The following is a 25,751-nucleotide window of genomic DNA, read 5'->3' as shown; positions in this document are numbered from 1 at the left end:
GAGGCGAGGTATGCGACACAGGTTGGTCGTCTGGAGTCAGGCCTGGGCAGGGCTGTTTATGATGGTATTACTGGCTGGCGCCGCGCATGCCCAGCAGTTGCCCGACTTCACCACTTTGGCGCAGGAGCAGTCTGCCAGCGTGGTGCGAGTGGAAGCGGATACCGAACGCCAGCAGCAGTCTCGGCAGATGCAGGATCCCTGGGGTCGGGAGATGCCCGAGCAGTTCCGGGATTTCTTCGGTGAGCAGATGCCGGGCATGCCGCGAGAGCAGCAACCCAGGCGTTCCCAGGGTTCCGGCTTCATTATTTCCGAAGATGGCTACATCGTGACCAACCACCATGTCATCGCCAATGCCTCCGAAGTACGGGTGCGGACCAGTGATCACCGGATATTCCGCGCCGAGGTTGTCGGTACCGATGAACCCTCCGACATTGCAGTGCTCAAGGTCGATGCCGAGGGTCTGCCGGCGGTGCGTATCGGTGATTCCGATGCTCTGCAGGTGGGCGAGTGGGTACTGGCCATTGGCGCTCCCTTTGGCATGGATTATTCAGTGACCGCCGGCATCGTGAGTGCCAAGGGCCGCAGCCTGGGCGAGCGCTATGTGCCCTTCATCCAGTCCGATGTGGCCATCAATCCGGGCAATTCCGGCGGTCCCCTGTTCAATACCGATGGCGAAGTCGTTGGCATCAACTCGCAGATCTATACCCGTTCCGGTGGCTTCATGGGGCTGTCCTTTTCCATTCCGTCCAATCTGGTGATGGATATCGTCGATCAGCTGCAGACCGCGGGGCAGGTATCCCGGGGCTGGCTGGGCATCGCCATGGACGACAGCTACAACGATGACCCGGACCTGGCGGAATCCTTCGGGCTGGAGCGCTCCGTGGGTGCTTTGGTGGTGCATGTCTATGAAGATACACCGGCCCGTGCCGCCGGCCTGCAGCCGGGTGATCTGATTCTGGAATTTGACGGTCGCGAAGTGATTCGCTTCTCCGATCTGGCACCCATGGTGGGTGCGACCCGACCGGGCACGGAAGTGGACCTGCTGGTGCTGCGCAATGGCGAGGAAATCACCCTGCCACTGGAAGTGGGCGAGCTGGCGGAGCAGGAACCCACGAGGATGGGACAGGCCCAGCCGGGCGTGCCGGATGAAGCAACCAACCCGCTCAATATCCTGGTGCGTGACCTGACCCGGGAAGAAGCCCGTGACATCGCCGATGGCGGCGTCATGGTGACCGAGGTCATGCCGGGACCGGCGGCGGAATCAGGCCTGCGCAGCGGTGATATCATCACCATGATTCATGGCCAGTTCGTGACCTCGGTGGAAGACTTTGAGCGTGTGATGGCCAACCTGCCGGAGGGCCGCCGGATCGCCCTGCGCATTGTTCGCAACGGCACGACGCGCTTTATTTCCATCGGCCTGACCTGATCGAGCCGGGTGGGCCAGCCTGTCTGGCCCACTTATCCGCTCTGTGGCGCTGTGCGCCATAGCCATTTCCCCCCCGATTGATTAGAATCCTTCCCCGTTTCTTATCCCCCGGGTGCGGGCTCAATGGCCTTCCATTGTGGTTTTACGCATCCGGCTGCAAGCATGACAAAGGCCCTGACTAAGTGAGTGAAGAACTGAGCGACCTGTCCCACATCCGCAACTTCAGCATTATTGCCCATATTGACCATGGCAAATCCACGCTGGCGGACCGGTTTATTCAGGTCTGCGGTGGCCTGACCAAGCGCGAAATGGCGGAGCAGGTCCTCGACAGCATGGATCTGGAGCGCGAACGGGGCATTACCATCAAGGCCCAGAGTGTGACGCTGAACTACAGGGCGCGCGACGGCAAGACCTACCAGCTCAACTTTATCGACACCCCGGGGCACGTGGACTTCAGCTATGAGGTCTCCCGGTCGCTGTTTGCCTGCGAGGGCGCGCTGTTGGTGGTGGATGCGGCCCAGGGCGTGGAAGCCCAGTCGGTGGCCAACTGCTATACGGCGATCGAGCAGGATCTGGAAGTGATACCTATCCTCAACAAGATCGACCTGCCGCAGGCCGAACCGGAACGCGTGGCGCAGGAAATCGAAAGCGTGATCGGCCTGGAGGCCATGGACGCCGTGCGCTGCAGCGCCAAGAGCGGGCAGGGTGTGGAGGATGTGCTGGAAGAACTGGTCAGAAGAGTACCGCCGCCGCAGGGCAATATCGAAGGCAACCTGCAGGCGCTGATCATCGACTCCTGGTTTGACAACTATCTGGGCGTGGTATCGCTGGTGCGCATTCGCCACGGTCGCCTGCGCAAGGGCGACAAGATTCTGATCAAGAGCACCGGCAAGGCGCACGGGGTTGACGAGATCGGTTACTTTGACCCCAAACGCCATGTCATTCAGGAACTGAAGGCCGGTGAAGTGGGCTATATTGTGGCTGGCATCAAGGACATTCACGGCGCGCCGGTGGGGGACACCATCACCTCTGCCAAGACGCCGGATGTGGCCCAGTTGCCCGGGTTTCAGAAGGTCAAGCCGCAGGTCTATGCCGGCCTGTTCACGGTCAACTCCGACGACTATGAAGATTTCCGTGATGCGCTCGAGAAACTCAGCCTGAACGATGCCTCCCTGTTCTACGAGCCGGAGAGCTCGGATGCCCTCGGTTTCGGTTTCCGCTGTGGTTTCCTGGGCATGCTGCACATGGAGATCATCCAGGAACGGCTGGAACGCGAGTACGACCTGGATCTGATTACCACAGCCCCCACGGTTGTCTTTGAAGTGATCAAGAGCGACGGCACCACCATCTATGTCGACAATCCGTCGCGACTGCCGGAGCCGGGTGCCATTGAGGAAATCCGCGAGCCTATTGTGCGCGCCAATATTCTGGTACCGCAGGAGCACCTGGGTGCAGTGATTACACTCTGTACCGAAAAGCGCGGCACGCAGGTCGACATGCAGTTCACCGGCAGCCAGGTCAATGTCATTTATGACATGCCCATGCACGAAGTCGTGCTGGATTTCTTTGACCGGCTGAAGTCCGCCAGCCGCGGTTTTGCCTCGCTTGATTTTGCCTTCGACCGCTATCAGGCGGCACCCATGGTGCGGCTTGATGTTCTGGTCAACGGCGATCAGGTGGATGCGCTGGCGGTCATCATGCACCGTGACCAGGTTCACAGTCGTGGCCGTGCACTCTGTGAGAAGATGAAGGAACTGATCCCGCGTCAGATGTTCGATGTGGCTATCCAGGCGGCCATCGGCCGACAGGTAGTGTCACGCACTACCGTCAAGGCACTGCGCAAGAACGTGACTGCCAAGTGTTATGGTGGTGATGTCACGCGGAAGAAGAAGCTGCTCGAGAAGCAGAAGCAGGGCAAGAAACGCATGAAGCAGGTGGGTAATGTGGAAATTCCGCAGGATGCTTTCCTGGCCGTGCTGAAAGCCGACAACTGATGAATTACTAGACCCGGGCAGAGGGGCAGACTGTGTATCAACTGGCTTCGATCGTTTTATCCGTGCTGGCGCTGTTCTGGCTGGTGGATGTGTTTGTTGTCGAGCGCAGTCGCCTGCGGAAGGCGCTGACCCGGCTCCAGGCCGGCGCTGCGACGGCGGAAGTGCAGCCTTTGCTGCGTCGCTCCCCGTGGACCTATCCAAGCCAGCTTCTGGGCTTCCCACTGATTCTGCTGGTGCTGTATCTGGCCATTCAGGAAAGCCGTGACCTGGCTCTGCTGTTGATTCTGGGCACCCTGTATGCCGGCCTGGTTGCGCTGCTGGATCGGGTGCTGGTGCGTGGCCTGCGCCGGCGCATCGCGGAACTGGTCCAGGGTGAACAGGTCGAGCGCATGGCACGCACCGAAAGCAGCATGGTGGAATATGCGCGCAGCTTCTTCCCGGTGCTGGCCCTGGTAGTGGTATTGCGCTCCTTCCTGTTCGAGCCCTATCAGATTCCGTCCGAATCCATGCGCCCGACGTTGCTGGTGGGGGACTTCCTGCTGGTCAACAAGTATTCCTACGGGGTGCGCATCCCGATCATCAAGCAGGTCGTGGTGCCGGTGGCGGACCCTGCGCATGGTGAGGTGATGGTCTTCACGCCGCCGCACCGGGAGAACCAGAACTACATCAAGCGGGTCATGGCCGTCGGCGGTGATCATGTGCGCTACGACTTCCAGTCGCGTGATATCTGGGTCAATGGCGAACTGGTGGAACGCGAGCTGGTCGAACAGCGTACCGAGCGTGGTCGCGCCATCAGTGTTTATGAAGAGATACATGGCGATTACAGCTATCATATCTACCAGTTCGACAACTCGCCGACCCCCAACTGGCCACCGCTGGACATGCGGGTACCCGAGGGGCATTATTTTGTGGTTGGAGACAACCGGGACAACTCACTGGATTCACGATTCTGGCAGCAGCAGTACGGCACCAGCCCGTTCGTGGATGGCAGAGAGCTGCAGGGCAAGGCAGTATTGCGTTGGATGTTCTGGCCCAATCTGCTCAGCCTGCCGTCATTCAGTCGGTTTGGCCTGATTCACTGAACAACCGAGCCTCATGATGACTGACCCACGCACCAGATCTGCTTTCACCCCCGCCAGCCCGGCTCGCCAGCGCGGCGCCGGCAAGCTGGTGCTGCTTCTGCTGCTGGTGGTGCTGATCTTCTTCATCAACCTGGCCGTGCGCGTGGTGCCGGTTTATGTGGAGTTCATGTATGCCCGCTCCATCATCAACAGCACCCTGGAAGACACCCGGGGCGAGTTTGACCGCTTCGAGTTTCAGGAAGCCTTCCAGCGCCGGGCACGGGTAAATCAGGTCAGCCTGGACAACGACGTGTTCAGTTTTCAGGGCACCGGCCCGGTCAATATCACGCTCGACTATGAACGCCGTGTTCCGGTGCTGTTCAATGTCGACGCCATCATCTACTTCAACGAGCAGTTCACCTACTGATATGACACCCAATGACCTGAAGCGTATCCAGCAGCGGCTGGGTTACGAGTTCAAGGACCCTCGCTTGCTGGAAAAGGCCCTTACCCACCGCAGTGTTGGTGCAGACAACAATGAACGGCTCGAATTTCTGGGTGACGCCATTCTCAACTGCACCATAGCGCAGGCACTCTATGAACAGTTCCCCAGCGCCCGCGAAGGGGATCTGAGCCGTTATCGGGCCGCCCTGGTGCGGGGCGATACGCTGGCCGAGGTGGCGCGCGAGTTCGATCTTGGCCCCTGGCTGAAACTGGGAGCCGGCGAGCTCAAAAGCGGCGGCCATACACGCTCTTCCATTCTGGCTGACAGTGTGGAAGCGCTGATCGGTGCCATCAGCCTGGATGCGGACATGGCCGCCGCCCAGAAGCGGGTAATGGCCTGGTGGCAGAGCCGCCTGGAAAGCATGGACCCGGAGCTGGTGCTGAAAGACCCCAAGACACGGCTGCAGGAATTCCAGCAGGGGCAGGGTCAGGCCCTGCCGCGCTATGAGGTGACTGCGGTCGACGGCGAGGCCCACAATCAGACCTTTACCGTCAGTTGTACAGTGGCACAATTGGAGATGGCTGTAGTGGCTTCGGCGTCCAGTCGTCGTCACGCCGAACAATCCGCCGCGCGCAAAACGCTTCGCCAACTGGGACAGAAAGCATGACCGCAAGTGATCACACCGAGACAGACAAAGAAGGTGCCGAAGAGCAGAAGTGCGGCTTTGTGGCCATAGTGGGGCGGCCCAATGTGGGCAAGTCGACGCTGATGAATCATCTGCTGGGGCAGAAGCTCAGCATTACCTCGCGCAAGCCCCAGACCACACGCCACAGCATCACGGGTATCTTGTCCGAGGGCGCGCATCAGGTGGTGTTTGTGGACACGCCCGGTATTCACAAGCCGGTCAACAAGGCCATCAACCAGTATATGAACCGGTCGGCCCTGTCGAGCCTGAAAGATGTTGATCTGGTGCTGTTTCTGGTCGACCGCACTCACTGGACGGAAGAAGATGAACTGGTACTGGGGCATCTGCAGAATGCGCGCTGCCCGGTCGGTCTGGTGATCAACAAGGTGGATCAGGTCAGTGACCGGGCGCAGTTGCTGCCTCATATCGATACGCTGAACAAGCGCCGCGATTTTGCCGAGGTATTTCCGATTTCGGCCCTGCGCGGCCTCAATCTGGAGCCCATTCGGGAGTGGCTGTTCAGGTCCATACCCGCAGGCCCCCATCACTTCCCGGACGACCAGATCACGGACCGCACGCTGCGTTTCCTGGCCGCCGAGAGCATCCGCGAGAAACTGATGCGTCAACTGGGTGAAGAGTTGCCCTATGCGGCCACGGTAGAGATTGAATCCTGGGAACAGGATGAGGGCGTGGTTCATATTCATGCCCTGATTCTGGTGGAACGCGACGGCCAGAAACGCATTGTTATCGGCTCCGGTGGTAGCCGCCTGAAGCAGATCGGTACCGAGGCCCGCAAGGATCTGGAGCGTCTGCTGGACGAGCGGGTGATGCTCAACCTCTGGGTGCGGGTCAAGGCCGGCTGGTCCGACGATGACCGGGCCCTGCGCAGTCTCGGTTACAGGGACTGATGATTGGGCTGCCGCCGGTCAATGCCTTTGTGTTGCAGCGGACACCCTACCGGGAAGATTCCTGGCTGCTGCGTCTGTTTACGTCTGACCGGGGCCAGATAACGGCCCATTATAGGGGTCGGGATGCGGTCTATCTCTATCAGCCCTATCATGCCGAACTGCAGGGCCGGGATGACTGGCAGCGCTGCCAGCATCTGGAAATTGCGGGTCCTGTACTGCGTCTGACCGGCCAGCGCGCCTATCTGGCCCTCTATCTGAATGAGCTTTGCGGTCGCCTGCTGCCGCGTTGGGTCAACGCAGAAAGCTTGTTTGGTACCTATTACGCTACCCTGAAGGGACTGCAGGCCGGCACGCCGGCAGAGCCGCTGCTGCGTTATTTCGAGCGGCGACTGCTGGAACAGCTGGGCTTTGGCATCGACTTTCGGGAAGATGTGGCCGGGGAGCCGCTGCACGCCGCGCAGCGCTATCGCTTTGACGGCTGCAATCGCTTTGTGGCGGCAGACGATGGCGAGCTGGAAGGGCAGTTGCTGCTGGCGCTGCAGAATAACCATCTGGACCAGCCGGCGGTGGCTTTGCTGGCCAAGCACCTGTTTCGCCAGGCCCTGAGCTATCATTTGGGAGAACAGAGCCTGGTCAGTCGTGAGCTGTTCCGCACACGAGTTCCGGGTAAGGGGAGCCAATCATGATTGTCGGCGTGGGCACGGACATCATCCGCATCGCGCGCATGGAAGAGGCCTGGACGCGCCATGGTGAGCGGCTGGCCGAGCGTATCCTGACGCCCACTGAACGGGAGAACCTGCGTGACCATGCGACACCGCTGCGCTATCTGGCCAAGCGCTGGGCCGCCAAGGAGGCGGTGGCCAAGGCGCTGGGAACCGGTATTCGCGGCGGTGTCGGGTTTCAGAGCATAGAGGTGCGCAATGACGATCTGGGCCGACCCGAGGTGACCCTGTTTGATGGCGCCCTGGCGCAGTTGGAAGCCTGTGGCGGCCGGCAGTGCTGGTTGACCTTGTCGGATGAGGCCGAGTATGCCGTCGCCTTTGTGGTCATCAGCGCCTGAAACGACGCGTCACGATGCGGTGCTGCGGGCTTCCTCCAGCCAGTGCGCCCAGTCTTCCTGTTCACTCCAGTGCAACAGGCGGTCCATGACCGCCAGCAGCTCCTGCAGGGCGGGTGCCAGGGCCGCCTGATCATCTTCTTTCAGCGCATGCTCGATGGTGCTCAACCGGGTTTCCAGCTCGGGAGTGCCGCAATAGCGCGTAACCCCATGCAGGGCATGTACCCGTTCCAGCAGGACTTCCAGGTCGCCGTCTGCCAGCAGCGTTGCAAGCTGCCCGCGGGTTTCGTGCAACTGGTCCAGCAGCCCCTGAAACATGTCCCGGGCCAGCGCCGGCTTGTTGCCGGCGCGCTGCAGACCCAGACGGAAATCGACCGGTGCATCGGCAGGGCTCGTTGCCTGTGCTGCCTCGGCCTCCGGGGTCTCGCTCAGGGTCTCGAGGCGTCCGGGTGGGTGCAGGTCGGCCCCGGTCCAGCGACGGATGGTCTGCACCAGTTGCTGCTCGCTCACCGGCTTGGTCAGATAGTCATCGAAGCCGGAGCGCATCAGTTCTTCCTGCTCCTGCGGCAGGGCGTGTGCAGTCAGCGCCACTACCGGCAGATGCGAGTCACCCAGTTCATGGCGGCGGATTTCTCGGGTGGCGGTCACACCATCCATCACCGGCATCTGGATGTCCATGAATACCAGGTCATAGTCATGCTGACTGATACGGGCCATGGCTTCGCTGCCGTCTTCGGCTTCTTCGGGCTGAATGCCGAAGTCGGCCAGGAAGGCGACCAGCAGTTTGCGGTTGGTCTTGTTGTCATCCACCACCAGAATGCGCGGCAGTCTGGGCGGGGTATCGACGGGCACCCCGGTCTGGGTCTGCAGCGCCTGAATGCAGAGCGTCTGCAGACGGTTCTGCCGGACCGGTTTGTTCATCGTGCCGCTGGCCAGTTGCTCCAGTTCACGCAGGGACTCGCTGTGATCATTGTGGCGCGTCAGCAACAGCACCGGTACCCCGTAGTCGCGGGCCCGACGCGCGAAGGTATGCAGCCAGTCGTGGTGCTCGGGCTGCCAGGTCAGCAGGATAATGCGCTGGCCTTCCGGCGGTGCCGGCGCCAGGTCGGGCGGGGTGCCGGCATCCAGCGCCTGTACCGACATGCCCCAGCGTTCCAGGTGATGCTGCAGCGACAGGCTGGCCAGCTCCTGCGGTTCCCAGTACCAGGCTTCCACGCCGGCCAGTGGTGACGCCTCCGGCAGGGTCGCCTCGACAGTGTCTTCAGCCAGTTCGAAATCGATCAGCACCGCAAAGGTCGAACCATCGCCTTCCATACTCTCCACTTCTATCTTGCCGCCCATGCGCTGTACCAGGCGCTGGCAGATCACCAGGCCCAGGCCGGTACCGCCGAAACGGCGAGAAGTGGAAGCATCGGCCTGGTTGAAGGCACGAAACAGCGAGCGCTGCTTGTCGCGCGCGATGCCCGGGCCGGTGTCGCTGACAGCCAGCCGGATGCGATGGCGCGAAGAGGACTGGCCTTCGGAGGCGATACGCACCACCACATGCCCCTTGTCGGTAAACTTGATCGCATTGTTGACCAGGTTGGTGATGACCTGACGCAGGCGCAGAGGGTCACCGATGACCTGCAGCGGTACGTCTTCATAGACCAGGGCGATCAGTTCCAGGGATTTCTCCTGCGCCATGGGGGCCAGCATGTCCAGTACATCCTCGACCAGATCGCGCAGGTTCATGTTGCGCCGTTCCAGTTCCAGCTTGCCGGCATCCAGCTTCAGGAAGTCGAGAATATCGTTGATGATGACCAGCAGGCTCTCGGACGACTGCCGGATGGTGCTGACATAGTCCTTCTGCTTCTGGGTCAGGCCGGTGCGATCCAGCAGCTTGATGAAACCGATCACACCGTTCAGCGGCGTGCGGATCTCGTGGCTCATGTTGGCCAGAAACTGCGTCTTGGCCTCGTTGGCCTCCATGGCCTGGCGGCGGGCCGTGCTCAACTGGATATTCTGGATCTCCAGCGTTTCCAGGGTTTCGCGCAGATCCTGCGTCGCCTGGTCGACGCTGTGCTGCATCTCGTCGCGCGCATTCTCCAGGGCTGCTGCCAACTGGTTGATGCCTTCTCCCAGGGCTCTGAGATCGCCGCCGTGGGTCACCTTCACGCGCTGGCTCAGGCGCCCTTCGGAGAGTTCCCGCAGCGTGTCCATGACCTGATAGAACGGCAGCGTGATGGGCCTCGACAGCATCAGTACCAGCAGCCAGATCAGGCCGACGCCGGCGAGCGCTACCAGGGCACCGATGGAAATCAGGCGATAATTGGCCAGCGCCAGATCATTGGTAGAGTAGTCCACCTGCAGCCAGCCGACAGGCTGTTCCGGGTCGATGCTGTCCTGCAAGGGTACGATGATGCGTTGCCAGGGGCGTTCGTCGACCCGCAGCAGGCGAGTCGGGCCCCGGGTGTCCGCCGTCAGGGCAGCGGCCTCGCCGGCCAGCTCGACCTGGCTGCCGCGCTGCAGCATGAGCTCGCCGGCGCTGGACAGCACGACCACAGAGCGGGCATGGGGCGCGTTCAGTACATCCTGGCCGGCGTTGTCCAGCATCTCGTCATCACCCAGGCGCAGGGCGGTCAGTATGGCGGGGACGGCGGCCCGGGTCAGCGCCTCGGTCTGCACACTGAATTCGCGCTGGGACTGCCAGATCAGCGTCAGGGCAAAGAACAGGGTCAGCAGCAGCGCGAATGCCAGTGCCGGTATCAGGGCGAGTTGCAGGAGGCGGCGGTTAAGGCTGGCTTGCATGACTGTCGGGTAACCACTGGGCTGATGGCGAGTAGCTGCGGATGGCCGGCAATGCCGCCGGCGGCGCAGAATCAGTGTCGAGAGTAATGCCGCGCCCGGCAGGCGTCAATTGAGGGCAACAGGCATAACCGGTTTCCGGGGTGCTTATTCTCTTTCTACATTACCCAACTGCAGTCTGAATCGTTACACTACGGCCCTGTTTTCAGACCACCGCTACAGGTTGCATGAATCATGGCTGCTTTCGACTATCCCACCATTGCAGACTTTGTCGGCAATACGCCCCTGGTGCGGCTGCAGCGGCTGCCCGGGCAGACCAGCAATACCATTCTGGCCAAGCTGGAAGGCAACAATCCGGCCGGTTCGGTCAAGGACAGGCCGGCCCTGTCGATGATTCAGCAGGCACAGGCCCGCGGTGACATCAGGCCCGGCGATACGCTGATCGAGGCCACCAGCGGCAATACCGGCATCGCGCTGGCCATGGCCGCAGCCATCATGGGGTATCGCATGAAACTGATCATGCCCGACCACATGAGTGCCGAGCGCAAGGCCTCGATGGCGGCTTTCGGCGCCGAACTGATTCTGGTCAGCCAGGAAGAGGGCATGGAAGGTGCAAGGGATCTGGCCGATGCCATGCAGGCGCGCGGCGAAGGCCTGGTTCTGAACCAGTTTGGCAATCTGGACAACCCGCGTGCCCATTACGAGGGTACCGGGCCCGAGATCTGGGCGCAAACCCAGGGCCAGGTGACTCACTTTGTCAGTTCCATGGGCACGACCGGCACCATCATGGGGGTGTCGCGTTACCTCAAGGAGCAGAACCCGGACGTACAGATTGTCGGCCTGCAGCCGGAAGACGGGGCGCAGATTCCGGGCATACGACGCTGGCCGGAAGCCTATTTGCCGTCTATCTTTGAGCGTCAGCGGGTGGATCAGATTATCGACATCCCCCAGCAGGCAGCCGAAGACACCATGCGCCGCCTGGCCAGTGAAGAAGGCATATTCTGCGGTGTGTCTTCCGGCGGCTCGGTCTGGGCGGCACTGGAGCTGTCCCGGCAACTGGAAAATGCAGTGATTGTCGCCATCATCTGCGATCGCGGTGACCGCTATCTGTCGACCGGGGTTTTCGCGTCCCGCTGACGCTGCTCTGCAAGAGGTCCATATGGTCAAAGTCAGAGACGAACAGCCGATCTCCATGGACGGCACAGTCAACCTGGAAGCCTGGATGCAACGCCTGCGCGCCCAGGTGGTGGTGCTGGACGAAGATGAACTGCTGCGGGCCTGCCGCATTGCCCGGCGTGCCGAAGAAGAAGCTCTGGCGGCAGAGAACATGTGGTCCGAGGGCACCAGCAGCTTCCGTGCGGGGCTGGAAATGGCCGAGATACTGGCCGGCCTGAAGATGGACCAGGAGACTCTGGAAGCCGCTATCCTCTATCGCAGCGTGCGCGAGGGCAAGTTGCCGCTGGATACCGTGCAGGATCAGTTCGGCCCGGAAGTCGCCAAGCTGGTGGACGGGGTACTGCGCATGGCGGCCATCCAGCAGAAGCACCGGGGCACCCGCAAGTCCGTACTGGGGCAGAGTGGTTCGCAGGCCGAGAATGTGCGCCGCATGCTGGTGGCCATGATCAATGATGTCCGCGTGGCCCTGATCAAGATCGCCGAGCGTACCTGTGCCATCAGGGCGGTAAAGAATGCGCCGGCCGCCAAGCGCTATCGGGTGGCCCGCGAGGTGGCGGATATCTATGCACCGCTGGCTCACCGCCTGGGTATCGGTCACATCAAGTGGGAACTGGAAGACCTGTCCTTCCGCTACCTGTATCCGACCGAGTACAAGAAGATAGCCCGCCTGCTGGACGAAAAGCGGCTGGACCGTGAAGCCTATGTACGCAATGTACTGTCCATCCTGCAGGAGAAGCTGGACGAGGCCGGCATCAAGGGCCTGGTGCACGGCCGGGTAAAGCATATCTATTCGATCTGGCGCAAGATGCGGCGCAAGAACATCAGCTTCTCCCAGGTGTATGACATTCGGGCCATGCGCATTCTGGTGCCGGAAGTGCGCGACTGTTACAGCGTGCTGGGCATTGTGCACTCGACCTGGCGCAATATCCCGAAGGAATTCGACGACTATATCGCCTCGCCCAAGCCCAATGGCTATCGCTCGCTGCATACAGCGGTGATCGGGCCGGAGGGCAAGGTGGTGGAAATCCAGATCCGCACCGAACAGATGCACGAGGATGCCGAACTGGGGGTCTGCGCGCACTGGCGCTACAAGGGTACGGATGTGCGCAATGCCAGCCAGGGCTATGAAGACAAGATGGCCTGGTTGCGCCAGGTGCTCGAATGGCACGATGAGCTCGCCGCCAGCAATGAGCATGTGGACGATGTGCGCCGTGAAGTCACCAATGACCGCATTTATGTGCTGACCCCGGAAGGCCATATTGTCGATATGCCTGCAGGCGCCACGCCGGTGGATTTTGCCTACCGGGTGCATACCGAGGTTGGCCATGCCTGCCGCGGCGCCAAGGTCAACGGTCGCATGGTGCCGTTGAATCACACGCTGCAGATCGGCGATCAGGTTGAAGTGCTTACCGGTGCCAACAGCCACCCGAGTCGGGACTGGCTGAACAGCGATCTGGGTTATGTGAATACCTCCCGGGCCCGGGCCAAGGTGGCAGCCTGGTTCAAGGAGCAGGACCGAGAGCAGAACGAAGCCGATGGCAAGCAGGCCCTGCTGCGGGAAATCAAGCGCTTTGGTCTGTCCACGCCCGACTTTGCGGCCCTGGCACGTACCATGAAGCAGAAGTCGGCCGATGACCTGTTTGCCGCCATCGGCTCCGGCGACATGAAGCTGATGCAGGTGGTGCACGCATTGGAGCGCGAGCAGCGTCCGGAACCGGAAATGAAAGAGCTGCCTACCTCGAGGCCGAAGGATCAGGGGCCGATCGACGATGACCTCTATATCCAGGGTGTGGGTAACCTGCTGACCACCATGGCCGGCTGCTGCAAGCCGGTACCGGGGGATGCCATTGTGGGCTATGTGACGCAGGGGCGCGGCGTGTCCATACACCGCGAGGACTGCGTCAACCTGCTGCAGCTGCGCAACAGCGAGCCGGAGCGGATCATTGAAGTCAGCTGGGGCCGCGAAATACGCCATGCCTACCCGGTGGATGTGATGATCGAAGCCCATGACCGTACCGGGCTGCTGCGCGACATCATGATGGTGCTGGCCAATGCCCATGTGAACGTGCTGGCGGCCAACACCCTGACTGACAAGAGCGAGACGGCCGCCCGTATCAAGCTGACGCTGGAAATCGATGGCCTGCAGCAGCTGTCGCGCGTATTCAGCCAGATCGAGAAAATACCCAATATCGTGGAATGTCGCCGGCAGTCACAGCCCGTGAGCGCGGCGTCCTGAGCGCGCATGACAGACAGGAGTCGCAACAGTTTGAACCCGCAACGCTACCGCCTGGATGACCTGCTGACGCTGATGGCCCGCCTGCGGGACCCCGTCGATGGCTGCCCCTGGGACCAGAAGCAGACTTTTGAAACCATAGTGCCGCATACGCTGGAAGAGGTGTATGAGGTGGTCGACACCATAGAACGCGGTGACTGGACGCATCTGCGCGAGGAGCTCGGGGATCTGCTGTTCCAGATCGTGTTCTATGCTCAGATGGCGCATGAGCAGGGTGATTTCAGCTTTGCCGACGTGGTGCATGACATTACCGAGAAGCTGCTGCGCCGCCACCCCCATGTATTCCCCGATGGCACCCTGGCCAGCCGGCGGGGCGACGCCCCGCTCAGCGAAGCGGAGATTGCCGCCAACTGGGAGCGCATCAAGGCGGAAGAAAAAGCGGCCGCCGACCCCTCTGCCGCCCGGCCGCCCAGCGTGCTGGACGGCATACCCTCGACACTGCCCGGTATGGTGCAGGCGACCAAACTGCAGAAGAAGGCGGCCCGGGTCGGTTTCGACTGGGACAACGTGGCGCCGGTCTGGACCATGCTGCATTCCGAACTGGATGAACTGAAGGAAGCTGCAGAGCAGGGCGACATCGAGGCCATGGAAGGTGAGCTGGGCGACATCCTGTTTGCGACGATCAACCTGGCCCGCCATCTGGACCTGGACCCGGAGCGTGCCCTGCGCCGCACCAACCGTAAATTTGGCGACCGTTTTCGTTTTATCGAGGAGACTCTGGCGGCGCAAGGGTGCACACTGGATGCAGCGTCTCTGGACGAGATGGACCGTCTCTGGCAGGCTGCCAAGCAAAGCCGGAAGCAGACCCCGCGCTGACGCAAATGATCCCTGAACACAATGGAAGGAGCTCACAGATACATGACTGCTAGCTGGCGTACGCTGACCGGTGGAATGATTGTCTGGGCCAGCCTCTCTGGTCTGGCCGTGGCACATGAGTGCACGAATACTCGCCCCCTGGTGTCACCCGAAGGCGACAGCCTGACACTGTTCCAGACTCTGGTGGAAGACTGGGATGTATTGCGTGACCGCATCAGTGACACCGGCGCCATTACCCAGTTGGCAGAGCTGGACGCCAGTCCGGACGCGGTGCAGACTGAAGCGGTGAGCCGCAGTCGGTCCGCCCAGGTGGAGCAGGTAGTTGTGGACGTGCAGGGGCAGACCTGGGAAGTGTTCTGGGGCCTGGCAGACCATCATGGTGACTGCACTGAAGTACAGGTACAGGTCCGCTGGGAGTCCGGTGCCTTCGAGCCTGATTCGGCGGCTGAATTCTGGGCGCCGGTGCAGGCCGTGTTGATGCAGGCGGAGAACGAATGAAAACCGAAACCCAGCTCAAGTGCATACTGGGGCTGTTCTTTCTGGGTGCTTTTACGCTGGTGCTCTGGATACCGGCCGGTCTTTGGTCCTGGTGGCTGTACTGGCGCACCCGGCATCCTGTAGCCAGGGCCGGTTTGCGCATGTTCTGGCAGAGTTGGATTGTCTGGATCGTCGGCTTTCTGCTATTTCCGCTGTTCCTGACCCCGCTGCTGATCATGGTACCGGCCATGGTGGTGTTTGCCTGGGCGGGCTGGATGATCTATCGCAGCATCATGCTCTGGGGTGATCTCTACATCACGCCGATGTAGCCGCCCCAACAGATACAGCAGACACAAAAAAGCCAGCATCATGCTGGCTTTTTGCTTCCGGTGCGTCAGTCAGTCGACGCTGTCTCAGTCCTTTTTCAGGGCCTTGACGTGACCAGACAGGCGGCTCATGGTGCGCGCGGCCTTGTTCTTGGAGATAAGACCCTTACGAGCCATGCCATCCAATTTCGGCTGTGCGGCAGACAAGGCTTTCTTGGCTGCCTCGTAGTCACCAGCTTTGACCTGCGCAACTACTTTCTTCACGTACGTGCGTACCATAGAGCGCATGCTGGCGTTATGGGCACGCCGCTTTACCGTCTGGCGTGCACGTTTACGAGAACCAGGATTGTTTGCCACAGTGGTGCGCTCCTATCAATTTCCAAATTCGGTTTAAATAACTGGGTATCAGGGCGCGCGATTTTAAGCGCGAGTCCCGGGGTTGTCAAACCAAACCGCTTTCCAGTGGCAGCGCGTTTCCAGTAGACTGCGTGGCCTTACCCCCTATTCAACGTTCCATGTACAGCTACAGGGAAGATCACCGACTGCAATGGCCAACGCCCGACTGCTAAAAAGTTCACTGATTGTCAGTGCCGGCACCATGGTATCACGGGTGCTGGGCCTGGTGCGCGATGTCGTCATGGCCAACCTGCTGGGGGCCACCAATTCGGCAGATGCCTTCTATGTGGCGTTCAAGATACCCAACTTTTTCCGGCGGCTGTTCGCCGAGGGTGCCTTTGCCCAGGCCTTTGTGCCGGTATTGTCGGAGTACCGGGAGCAGGGTGGCCTGGTGGCCGTGCAGGAACTGGTCAACCGAGTGGTGGCGGTGCTCGGGGCCTCGCTGTTTCTGCTCTGTGTGCTGGCCTGGGTGGCGGCACCGGGCATTGCCTGGCTGTTTGCCTCCGGTTTCCATCAGTACCCCGACAAGCTGGACTTGACGGCTGAGCTGATCCGCTGGACCTTCCCTTATCTGGGATTCATCTCGCTGGTGGCCTTTGCCGGCGGCATTCTGAATACCTATGGGCGCTACGCGGTGCCGGCACTGACCCCGGTGCTGCTCAACCTGAGCTTGATCGGCGCCGCCTTCTGGCTCACGCCCTATGCCGAGACGCCGGCGCATGCGCTGGCGTTTGGGGTACTGATCGCCGGCATGGCGCAGTTGCTGTTCCAGATTCCGTTTCTGTGGCGGCTGTCGCTGCTGCCGAAACCGGTATGGGAGACCAGTCATCCCGGGGTGCGGCGCATTCTGGCGCTGATGGCTCCGGCCATGCTGGCGGTCAGTGTCAGCCAGATCAATCTGTTGCTGGATACCGTGCTGGCCTCCTGGCTGGAAGGCGGCAGTGTCGCCTGGCTCTACTATTCGGATCGGCTTACCGAGCTGCCGCTGGGCGTGATCGGTATTGCCATTGGTACCGTGGTGCTGCCCAGTCTGTCGGCGCTGTCGGCACAGGACAATCGCGAAGCGTTTCGCGACGGCCTGGCCTGGGCGGTCAGAATGGTGCTGCTGCTGGGCATACCGTCTGCGGTGGCGCTTTGGGTACTGGGCGCGCCCATCATCAGCACCCTGTTCTTCCACGGGGCCATGACACCCTATGACGTTACTCAGAGCACCGGCAGTCTGCGCGCCTATACGCTGGGCCTGACGGCCTTCATGCTGATCAAGGTGCTGGCGCCCGGTTTCTTCAGCCGCCAGGACATGAAAACACCGGTCAAGATCGCCACCGCCGCCCTGGTCGCCAACATGGTGTTCAACCTGATTCTGATCTGGCCGCTGGCGCATGTCGGCCTGGCCCTGGCCACATCGCTGTCAGCCTGGCTTAATGCCGGCCTGCTGGCCTGGATGCTGATCCGGCAGGGCTATTTTGCGCCGCTCAAACTGCTGCGGCATCCCCGCACCCTGGCCATCCTGGTGGCGGCGTTGCTGATGGCCGGGGTGCTGGACTGGCTGTCGCCCTCGCTGGAGTGGTGGCTGCTTGCCGATCTCTACTCCCGGGTGCTGCAACTGGCGGCGTTGATCGGTGTCGGGCTGGTGGTCTATGTGGCCATGCTGGCCCTGCTGGGCTGGCGCCCGCGCCACCTGACGCGCTGAGGCAAATGCAGGGCGCTGTGACCTACACTTCCCGTGCCCCGACCGTTATAATACGGCACCTTTTGGCATTGAGTGCGCCGTGAAGTTACTGCGAGGACAACAGCCCCGACTGGCTCCCGAGCGCGATACGGTGGTTACTGTGGGCAATTTCGACGGTGTGCATCTGGGCCACCGTCAGTTGCTGCAGGGCCTGCTGGACTATGCCCGCAGCCATGGCCTGGATACGGCCGTGGTGCTGTTCGAACCTCAGCCCAGGGAATTTTTCATGGGCGCAGCCGCCGCACCGCCGCGACTCTACTCGCTGCGTGACAAGGTGATTGCCCTGCGTGATATGGGCATCGACTGGGTCTGGGTGCTGCGGTTCAATGCCGAACTGGCAGCCGAAGAACCGGAAGACTTTGCCCTGGCACGTCTGCACGGCCACCTGCGGGCCCGCCATGTGGTGGTGGGTGATGATTTCCGCTTCGGGGCGCGCCGCCGGGGTGACCTGGAGTTGCTGCAGGCCCTGGGCCGGGAACACGGCTTTACCGCCGTGGGTACCCGCTCCTTCATAGCAGCCCGCCAGCGGGTCAGCAGTACGGCCATACGCGAGGCGCTGCAGCGCAATGATTTTGCCACTGCCGAAGCGCTGCTCGGGCATCCCTACTGCATGTCGGGCAAGGTGATCTACGGCCAGCAACTGGGCCGGCAGCTCGGATTTCCGACGGCGAATATCGCCATCGGGCATCAGCGCTGGGCGGTCGACGGGGTCTATCGGGTCTGGGCCCGCCTGGAAACCGATGGTGAGCGCATGCCGGCCATTGCCAATGTCGGCGTCAAGCCGAGTTTTGCGCACCTGGGCCCGTTGCTTGAAGTGCACCTGCTGCAGCACAATCCGAACCTGTACGGGCGCCCGCTGATCGTGGAATTCATCGAGAAGGTACGCGACGCCCGCAAGTTCGACTCGCTGGACGAGCTGAAACAACAGATTCACAACGATATCGCAACCGCCCGCGAGGCATTCGCCGGGCAGAGGACTGACTGAAAGGCCATGACTGACTATAAAGCCACGCTGAACCTGCCGGAAACCGATTTCCCCATGCGCGGCAGCCTGCCGCAGCGCGAACCCGAGCGTCTCAAGCAGTGGGAGGCCATGGGCCTGTATCAGAAGATTCGCGCGTTTTCGGCCGGGCGGCCCAAATTCATCCTGCACGATGGCCCGCCGTACGCGAATGGCGATATTCACATCGGTCATGCCGTCAACAAGGTATTGAAGGACATCATCGTCAAGTCGAAGAACATGGCCGGTTATGATGCGCCCTATGTGCCGGGCTGGGACTGCCATGGTCTGCCCATTGAGCACAAGGTCGAGACCATGATCGGCCGTGCCGGCGACAAGGTGGACCACAAGACCTTCCGCCGCAAGTGTCGTGAATATGCCCTGCAACAGATTGACGGCCAGCGCACCTCGTTCAAGCGGCTGGGCGTCTTCGGTGACTGGGACAACCCCTATCTGACGCTGGATATCAGGGTCGAGGCCGATATCATCCGGGCGCTGGGCAAGATCATCGAGAACGGCCACCTGCACAAGGGCTACAAGCCGGTCTACTGGAGCGTAGTGGGCGAGTCGGCGCTGGCCGAAGCCGAGGTGGAGTACAAGGAGAAAACCTCACAGTCCATCGACGTGGCCTATCCGGTAGTCGATCTGGCCGCCCTGGGCAAAGCCTTTGCTGTGGACGCCCCGGCCTCGGCCCATGTGGTCATCTGGACCACCACACCCTGGACCATTCCCAGTAGTCTGGCGGTCAGCGTCGGGCGCGAGCTTGAATATGCCCTGGTGGCTGCCGGTGGCAGCCACTATGTACTGGCCAGCGAGCTGGTCGAAAGCCTGGCCGAGCGTTACGGCTGGGAACAATACGAGATCGTGGCCCGGGCCCGGGGCGATGCGCTGGACCGCATCGGTCTCAAGCATCCCTTCTACGACTATGGCGTGCCGGTGCTGGTCGGTGACCATGTCACCCTGGAGGCCGGTACCGGCTGTGTGCATACCGCACCCGACCACGGCATGGATGACTTTGTGATCTGTCAGCAGTATGGCATCGACACCATCAACCCCATGACTGACGGCGGCCTGTATCGGGACCATATCAAAGGCTTTGCCGGCCAGCATGTGTACAAGGTGGACCCGGCCGTGATCGAACGCCTGCAAGGCACCGGCACTCTGCTGGCACACACCGAAATCAAGCACCAGTATGCCCATTGCTGGCGTACCAAGACGCCGCTGATCTACCGCGCCACGCCACAGTGGTTCGTGTCCATGACCAGGAACGGTCTCAGAAAAGGTGCTCAGGAAGCCATTCCCGGCATTCGTTGGGTGCCGTCCTGGGGCCAGCAGCGCATGGAAGGCATGATCGACCAGAGCCCGGACTGGTGTATTTCCCGCCAGCGCACCTGGGGCGTGCCCATTGCCCTGTTCATGCACAAGACCACGGGTGAAATCCATCCGCGCACGCCCGAGCTGATCGAGCAGGTGGCACAGCGGGTCGAAGTCGATGGTATGGAGGCCTGGTGGGATCTGGACCCGGCCGAACTGCTGGGCAACGAGGCCGGCGACTATGAAAAGGTCACCGACACTTTGGATGTCTGGTTCGATTCGGGGGTCACGCACCACAGCGTGCTGCGCAAGCGCCCGGAACTGGGCCAGTACCCGGCCGACATGTATCTGGAAGGTTCGGACCAGCATCGTGGCTGGTTCCAGTCCTCGCTGAAGACCGGCATTGCGATCAACAATCAGGCCCCCTACAAGCAGGTGCTGACGCACGGTTTCACTGTTGATCCGAATGGCCACAAGATGTCCAAGTCGCTGGGCAATGTGGTGGACCCGAAAGAGATCAACAACAAGATGGGCGCCGACGTCCTGCGCCTGTGGATCGCCTCGACCGACTACAGCGGCGAGATGACCTGTTCCGAGGACATCATCAAGCGCACCGGCGATGCCTACCGGCGGATCCGCAACACCAGCCGCTTCATGCTGGCCAACATGAACGGCTTTGATCCGGCCGCGCACAGTGTGGCGCTGGATGACATGCTGGCGCTGGACCGCTGGATGGTGCACCGCGCCGCGCAGTTGCAGGACGAGATCTGCCAGCACTATGACAACTACCTGTTCCTGAACGTGTATCAGCGCGTGCACAACTTCTGTGTGCTGGAACTGGGTGGCTTCTATCTGGACATCATCAAGGACCGGCAGTACACCACACAGGCGGATTCACTGTCCCGGCGCAGTGCGCAGACCGCGCTGTATCACATCTTCAATGCCATGACGCGCTGGATTGCGCCCATTCTCAGCTTCACGGCCGAAGAACTGTGGGAACACATGCCGGGGGAGAAGGCCGAATCGGTATTTCTGAATACCTGGTATGAGGGCGTACGCCTGCTGGCAGACGATACCGTCTGGGGCGATGACTTCTGGGAAGTGGCCATCAAGGCGAAAGAGGGCACCAACAAGGTACTGGAGCATATGCGCTCCGAAGGCATGAAGGGCGGCAGCCTGGGTGCCGAGGTGACACTCTACTGCACCGACGACATGCGTTCCGTGCTCGAACAACTGGGCGACGAACTGCGTTTTGTGCTGATTACTTCGCAGGCGGCGGTCAGACCGATCGGCGAGGCACCGGCAGAGGCTCAGGACACCGGCGTCGAAGGCCTCAAGGTTGTTGCCACCATCTCCGAGAAGCCGAAATGTGTACGCTGTTGGCACCACCGGGACGACGTCGGTGCCGACCCTGCACATCCCGAACTCTGTGGCCGCTGTGTCACCAATGTCGCCGGCGCGGGCGAGGTGAGGCTCCATGCCTGAGGGGCTGAACGGGCGTTTCGGGTTGCACAAACGCAACGGCAATTGGCTGTGGATCACAGTGGCGGTGCTGATTCTCGACCAGTGGACCAAGCACCTGATATCTGCCACCCTGGTGTTCGGTGAGCGGCTGACGGTGATCCCGGGCTTTTTCGACCTGATCTACACGGTCAACCCCGGGGCGGCTTTCAGTCTGCTGGCTGATGCCGGCGGCTGGCAGCGCTGGTTCTTCACCATTGTGGCGGTGGTCGTGAGCATCGTGCTGCTGATCTGGCTGTTGCGTCTGCCGCGTACTGTGCGCTGGATGCCGGTGACCCTGACCCTGATCCTGGGCGGTGCGCTGGGCAATACGGTCGACCGGGTCCGCTACGGGCACGTGGAAGATTTCATTCTGTTCTACTGGCAGGATTTCTATTTCCCGGCCTTCAATGTGGCCGATATCGCTATATCTGCGGGTGCCGTCATGCTGCTGATCGATGCATTCTGGCTGGCGCCGCGCCAGCAACGCAAGGCATCAGGTTCTTCATGAAGATAACGACAGAGTCTCAGGTCACACTGCATTTTGAACTGGCGCTGGCTGACGGCGAGATTGTGGACAGTAATTTCGACACCCGGCCGGCCACCTTCATCATGGGCGACGAGAACCTGCCAGCCAGTTTCGAGCACTGCCTGCTGGGGCTGGAACCCGGGGCCACCGAACGCTTCGAGATTGCCCCCGAGGATGCCTTCGGTCTGCACCGGGAAGACAACATCCAGAGTTTCCGTCGCCATCAGTTTGGGGCCGACTACCCGCTGGAACCCGGTGTGGTGGTGTCCTTTGCCGATGCAGCCGGCGCCGAGCTGCCGGGCGTGGTTTTATCCCTTGATGGTGACTATGTTAGAGTCGACTTCAATCATCCGCTGGCCGGCAAGACGCTGCACTTTCGCGTGCAGATCATCGATGTGCAGCCAGCACCCACTTCGGCCGCCTGAGGGCAGGAGGTCACACACATGACCGTGAACACCCATCATCCGGAACAGAGCCCGTCTGCCGAGCATCCCCGGGGCCCCAGTGAAGTCAGGCTGGCCAACCCCAGAGGCTTCTGCGCCGGTGTCGACCGGGCCATCGATATTGTCGACCGGGCGCTGGAAATCTACGGGGCGCCGGTCTATGTCCGCCATGAGGTGGTGCACAACCGCTATGTGGTCGATAAGCTGCGGCACAAGGGGGCCATCTTTGTCGATGAGCTGGACGAAGTGCCAGCCAACCAGCTGGTGATTTTTTCCGCGCACGGGGTCTCCAAGGCGGTACAGGAAGAAGCACAGAGGCGCGAATTGCGGGTATTCGATGCCACCTGCCCGCTGGTCACCAAGGTGCATCTCGAGGTCATGAAGTACAGCCGCGAAGGCATGGAGTGCATCCTGATCGGCCATGCCGGGCACCCCGAGGTGGAAGGCACCATGGGCCAGTTCAACAGCCGGGAAGGCGGTACCATGTATCTGGTGGAAACCGTGGACGACGTGCAGGCCCTGCAAGTGGACAACCCCGAGCGGCTGGCCTATGTCACCCAGACCACGCTGTCGATGGACGACACCGCCCAGGTGATCGATGCCTTGCGCGAGCGTTTCCCGGCCATCCAGGGACCGCGCAAGAATGATATCTGCTATGCCACCCAGAACCGACAGGATGCGGTAAAAGCGCTGGCCCGCGAGTGTGATCTGGTGCTGGTGGTGGGCTCACCCAACAGCTCCAACTCCAACCGCCTGCGCGAGCTGGCCGAACGCATGGGCTGCGGGGCCTATCTGGTCGACTCGGCCGAACAGATCGACAACCGCTGGCTCGAAGGCAACCCGGTCGTGGGTGTGACTGCGGGCGCCTCGGCACCCGAGGTACTGGTGCAGTCCGTGGTGCAGCATCTGCAGGCGCAGGGTGCCTGCAGTGTGCGCAACCTGGAAGGCACGCCCGAAAGTGTGGTGTTCAGCCTGCCGCGTGAATTGCGCATTGAGGCGCGCAACATCTCCTGAGGTCTATGCTCTCCGGCCTCTCCCGGTCGCCGTCGTTTTGTGACGGCGGTCGCAACTTTTTCCTTTTCTTGCCACTCATCCCCCGATATTGACCGCTGATGCAGCATCTCGGTGGTCTGTCCCTGTTGTGTCTGTAAGCTGTCAACGCAGATCAGTTCATCACTGTCGGGTCGGTATTTGCTGCCGGCCCGGTTGCGAACCCATGGCGGAGACAGCTCAGTGCGCATGCAAGGCAGGAGACAGCTGCGGTCAATGCAGGCCGCCCGACAGCAGGGTCTGAGTATCCTGGAGCTGATGATGGTCGTCATCCTGGTCGGCATCCTGGCCCTGCTTGCCGTTCCGAACATGAATCTTGTGGTGGAGAACAGCCGCGTGCGCTCGGCCACCAATGATCTGGTCACTGCGCTGTCTCTGGCCCGCAGCGAAGCCGTACGCAACAGTACGGACATCCAGGTGCTGGCGCGCAACAACAGTGACAATACCCCGGACTTTGCCGCTGGCTGGTGCGTGGTCGCCGTGGACGACAACTGCAGCAACCCGACTCGACTGTACGATGCCCCCGGCAATGCCCAGGTCACCCTTAACGGCGATACCAGCATCCGCTTCAATCGCACAGGTGAACGGCTCAACGACAACAATATTTCCATTACTTTCGCCCCCCCGAACTGTCAGGCCGGTCAGCCCCGAGCGCGTCAGATTCAGGTGCGGCCGTCCGGACGGGCGGCTGTCTCGGAGGAGGACTGCTGATGTTATCCGCTGCCGAAAGACAACGCGGCGTTTCGCTGATCGAGGTACTGGTGGCCGTGGTCATTCTGGCCGTCGGCCTGCTGGGTCTGGCTGCCCTGCTGGGCAATGCCATGCAGAGCAACCAGCATGCTCAGGGCCGCACGCAGGCGGTGTTCCTAGCCTCCGACATGATGGAGCGACTGCGCGCCAACCGCAACAATATCGAAGACTATGCCCCGCTGCCGTTCATGGACAATCCGGCCGACTGCAACACCAGTTGGGCACCCGACAACAGCACCAGCGTGGCCGCCAATGATATCGGCGAGTGGCAGAATTCGCTGCGCTGCCTGCTGCCGGACGGCAATGGCAGGGTCACGCTGAATGATGATCTGGTGACCATTACCGTGCGCTGGGTGGAAGTCGACGAACTCAGTGACGATGGCGGCGCCGGTCAGCCCACGGAAACCGTGACTCTGGTGAGCGAGTTATGAGCATGAACAACCGCCTCCCGTATCGCCATTTCTTTGCCCCCGGTTTCAGCCGAGGCCGAATGCCTGCGAACAGACCGTGGCGCCAGAAAGGTCTGTCTCTGCTCGAGGTGCTGGTCGCCATGGGGCTGGGCCTGATTCTGATTGCCGGCGCCACCAATCTGTTTATCGGTTCCAGCCAGACCTTCAGAACCAACGAGAGCCTGTCACGGATGCAGGAAGAGGCGCGGTTTGCCCTGAATCGAATGCAGCGGGATGTACGCTCGGCCGGGTTCCAGGGTTGTGCGCCCGCCGTCGAGAACCGGGTGGCTACTGCGGGCAACGAACTGCAGAATCTGCTGTTCACCGAACTGCCCCTGCTGGGCTGGGAACATGCGGGCACCGGCCCTGGCCAGACGAGCACCATCGATGATTATGAGGTGGGCGATGCCGACAACTGGACGAGCAGTGCCGGCCTGGCGTTGCCGGATGAGCTCGCCGGAGCCGTAGTCAATGGTACCGATGTGCTGGTGGTGGCCAAGGTGGAACGATCGGCGGCCAGTTACACCTCGGAGGTGGAAGCTGGTGATCCGGCAGCTCAACCTGTAAACCCCGGACATAACATTGGTCAGGGTGGGGTGGCCCTGGTCACCGACGGCAATTGCACTAGCGGCAATCTGGCCCGAAACACCAACAACTCGGAGAATGCCCTGACTTTCAGCAGCTCTGGCAATACGGCCAACGGGCTTTCATTTCCGACCAATCCCGCCAGCGAAATATTCCACTATCAGATCCGCGCCTACTATGTCGGCCTCAGCGATGATCAGCCGGCGCTGTTCAGTCAGCGACTTGATGGCGCCGACGGAACCGCTGCGATAGAACTGGTCCGCGGCGTGGAGAGCATGCAGGTCCTGTACGGCGAGGCCGGCAGCAACAATGCAGTGGTTGCCGAGGCTTATCGCCCCGCGGATGAGGTCACCGATTGGCAGAACGTGGTCAGTGCCCGGGTTGCGTTGCTGATGCGCTCCGAGGCTCCGGCTTCTGCCGAGCTGAACACGCGGGTGTTCAACCTGCTGGGGACGGAAATCAATCCTTCCGGGGGTACCCCGGCCGACCCAGATGGTGACCGCTTCATGAGACTGCAGGCCGCGCAGACGCTGGGCCTGCGCAACCGCCTGCGCTGAG

At 61.4% G+C, this 25,751-nt stretch carries 24 protein-coding genes; 22 read left to right on the top strand and 2 right to left on the bottom strand.

All coding sequences use genetic code 11. The features are described 5' to 3' along the window. Positions 1-58 precede the first annotated feature (58 nt). The 8 genes from E4656_RS17080 to acpS all read left to right on the top strand — a co-directional run bounded on the left by E4656_RS17080 (position 59) and on the right by acpS (position 7,579). Entirely contained in the window at positions 59-1,426 is a 1,368-nt protein-coding gene (locus E4656_RS17080) for a DegQ family serine endoprotease (protein ID WP_240754015.1), read from the top strand. A 194-nt stretch (positions 1,427-1,620) separates the two neighbouring features. Next, on the top strand, positions 1,621-3,420 hold the full coding sequence (gene lepA / locus E4656_RS17075) for a translation elongation factor 4 (protein ID WP_135484586.1): 1,800 nt from the start codon (positions 1,621-1,623) through the stop codon (positions 3,418-3,420). Positions 3,421-3,452: 32 nt separating this feature from the next. Further along, complete coding sequence (lepB, locus tag E4656_RS17070) at positions 3,453-4,502, top strand: signal peptidase I (protein WP_135484527.1); 1,050 nt, start codon at positions 3,453-3,455, stop codon at positions 4,500-4,502. Positions 4,503-4,515: 13 nt separating this feature from the next. Next, positions 4,516-4,908, top strand: coding sequence for a DUF4845 domain-containing protein (locus E4656_RS17065; protein ID WP_135484526.1), 393 nt, complete (start codon positions 4,516-4,518; stop codon positions 4,906-4,908). A 1-nt stretch (position 4,909) separates the two neighbouring features. Next, positions 4,910-5,593, top strand: coding sequence for a ribonuclease III (gene rnc, locus E4656_RS17060; protein WP_135484525.1), 684 nt, complete (start codon positions 4,910-4,912; stop codon positions 5,591-5,593). Beyond that, the gene (gene era / locus E4656_RS17055; protein ID WP_135484524.1) at positions 5,590-6,519 is read left to right on the top strand and encodes a GTPase Era; all 930 of its coding nucleotides are present in this window, start codon (positions 5,590-5,592) and stop codon (positions 6,517-6,519) included. Before rnc ends, era begins: the two co-directional genes overlap by 4 nt. Further along, positions 6,519-7,205, top strand: coding sequence for a DNA repair protein RecO (gene recO, locus E4656_RS17050; RefSeq protein ID WP_135484523.1), 687 nt, complete (start codon positions 6,519-6,521; stop codon positions 7,203-7,205). The genes era and recO overlap by 1 nt, the downstream gene beginning before the upstream one ends. Continuing rightward, the gene (gene acpS / locus E4656_RS17045) at positions 7,202-7,579 is read left to right on the top strand and encodes a holo-ACP synthase (protein WP_135484522.1); all 378 of its coding nucleotides are present in this window, start codon (positions 7,202-7,204) and stop codon (positions 7,577-7,579) included. The genes recO and acpS overlap by 4 nt, the downstream gene beginning before the upstream one ends. Positions 7,580-7,588: 9 nt before the next feature. Here the strand turns inward: acpS and E4656_RS17040 are convergent, their stop codons facing one another. Further along, positions 7,589-10,363 (bottom strand): response regulator, encoded by a 2,775-nt coding sequence (locus E4656_RS17040; RefSeq protein WP_135484521.1) that lies wholly within the window; start codon positions 10,361-10,363, stop codon positions 7,589-7,591. Between the two features lie 231 nt (positions 10,364-10,594). Here E4656_RS17040 and cysM point away from each other — a divergent pair, with 231 nt between their 5' ends. Genes cysM through E4656_RS17015 form a run of 5 tightly spaced genes read left to right on the top strand, consistent with a single transcriptional unit; the run spans position 10,595 to position 15,451 of the window. Continuing rightward, positions 10,595-11,497: a cysteine synthase CysM gene (gene cysM / locus E4656_RS17035; protein WP_135484520.1), complete on the top strand. Its 903-nt coding sequence runs from the start codon at positions 10,595-10,597 to the stop codon at positions 11,495-11,497. Between the two features lie 22 nt (positions 11,498-11,519). Then, complete coding sequence (gene relA / locus E4656_RS17030; protein WP_135484519.1) at positions 11,520-13,772, top strand: GTP diphosphokinase; 2,253 nt, start codon at positions 11,520-11,522, stop codon at positions 13,770-13,772. Positions 13,773-13,802: 30 nt separating this feature from the next. Further along, a complete protein-coding gene (mazG, locus tag E4656_RS17025) occupies positions 13,803-14,645 on the top strand; it encodes a nucleoside triphosphate pyrophosphohydrolase (RefSeq protein WP_240754013.1) in 843 nt (280 codons plus the stop codon). A gap of 42 nt (positions 14,646-14,687) precedes the next feature. Beyond that, positions 14,688-15,143 (top strand): hypothetical protein, encoded by a 456-nt coding sequence (locus E4656_RS17020; RefSeq protein ID WP_135484517.1) that lies wholly within the window; start codon positions 14,688-14,690, stop codon positions 15,141-15,143. Next, the gene (locus E4656_RS17015; protein WP_135484516.1) at positions 15,140-15,451 is read left to right on the top strand and encodes a hypothetical protein; all 312 of its coding nucleotides are present in this window, start codon (positions 15,140-15,142) and stop codon (positions 15,449-15,451) included. Before E4656_RS17020 ends, E4656_RS17015 begins: the two co-directional genes overlap by 4 nt. Before the next feature lie 84 nt (positions 15,452-15,535). Here E4656_RS17015 and rpsT read toward each other — a convergent pair whose 3' ends face one another. Next, the gene (gene rpsT / locus E4656_RS17010) at positions 15,536-15,805 is read right to left on the bottom strand and encodes a 30S ribosomal protein S20 (RefSeq protein ID WP_135484515.1); all 270 of its coding nucleotides are present in this window, start codon (positions 15,803-15,805) and stop codon (positions 15,536-15,538) included. A gap of 190 nt (positions 15,806-15,995) precedes the next feature. Between rpsT and murJ the strand changes: the two genes are divergently transcribed. From murJ to E4656_RS16965, 9 genes are all read left to right on the top strand, one after another. Continuing rightward, positions 15,996-17,534, top strand: coding sequence for a murein biosynthesis integral membrane protein MurJ (murJ, locus tag E4656_RS17005; RefSeq protein WP_135484514.1), 1,539 nt, complete (start codon positions 15,996-15,998; stop codon positions 17,532-17,534). Positions 17,535-17,613: 79 nt separating this feature from the next. Further along, a complete protein-coding gene (gene ribF, locus E4656_RS17000) occupies positions 17,614-18,558 on the top strand; it encodes a bifunctional riboflavin kinase/FAD synthetase (protein ID WP_167856110.1) in 945 nt (314 codons plus the stop codon). A 6-nt stretch (positions 18,559-18,564) separates the two neighbouring features. Continuing rightward, positions 18,565-21,372, top strand: coding sequence for an isoleucine--tRNA ligase (ileS, locus tag E4656_RS16995; protein WP_135484512.1), 2,808 nt, complete (start codon positions 18,565-18,567; stop codon positions 21,370-21,372). After that, positions 21,365-21,898, top strand: coding sequence for a signal peptidase II (gene lspA / locus E4656_RS16990; protein ID WP_135484511.1), 534 nt, complete (start codon positions 21,365-21,367; stop codon positions 21,896-21,898). Before ileS ends, lspA begins: the two co-directional genes overlap by 8 nt. Continuing rightward, on the top strand, positions 21,895-22,341 hold the full coding sequence (locus E4656_RS16985) for an FKBP-type peptidyl-prolyl cis-trans isomerase (RefSeq protein ID WP_135484510.1): 447 nt from the start codon (positions 21,895-21,897) through the stop codon (positions 22,339-22,341). Before lspA ends, E4656_RS16985 begins: the two co-directional genes overlap by 4 nt. A gap of 18 nt (positions 22,342-22,359) precedes the next feature. Next, positions 22,360-23,373 (top strand): 4-hydroxy-3-methylbut-2-enyl diphosphate reductase, encoded by a 1,014-nt coding sequence (gene ispH / locus E4656_RS16980; RefSeq protein ID WP_135484509.1) that lies wholly within the window; start codon positions 22,360-22,362, stop codon positions 23,371-23,373. A 252-nt stretch (positions 23,374-23,625) separates the two neighbouring features. Next, positions 23,626-24,120 (top strand): GspH/FimT family pseudopilin, encoded by a 495-nt coding sequence (locus E4656_RS16975; protein ID WP_167856109.1) that lies wholly within the window; start codon positions 23,626-23,628, stop codon positions 24,118-24,120. Further along, a complete protein-coding gene (pilV, locus tag E4656_RS16970; protein ID WP_135484507.1) occupies positions 24,120-24,590 on the top strand; it encodes a type IV pilus modification protein PilV in 471 nt (156 codons plus the stop codon). The genes E4656_RS16975 and pilV overlap by 1 nt, the downstream gene beginning before the upstream one ends. Before the next feature lie 59 nt (positions 24,591-24,649). Continuing rightward, complete coding sequence (locus tag E4656_RS16965; RefSeq protein WP_167856114.1) at positions 24,650-25,750, top strand: PilW family protein; 1,101 nt, start codon at positions 24,650-24,652, stop codon at positions 25,748-25,750. The last annotated feature ends 1 nt before the right edge of the window (position 25,751 follow it).

Origin of the sequence: Natronospirillum operosum (assembly GCF_004768465.1) — a bacterium.
GTDB lineage: Bacteria > Pseudomonadota > Gammaproteobacteria > Pseudomonadales > Natronospirillaceae > Natronospirillum > Natronospirillum operosum.
Note: the sequence above shows the minus strand (reverse complement) of the source record. Positions and strands in the feature narration are given on the sequence as shown.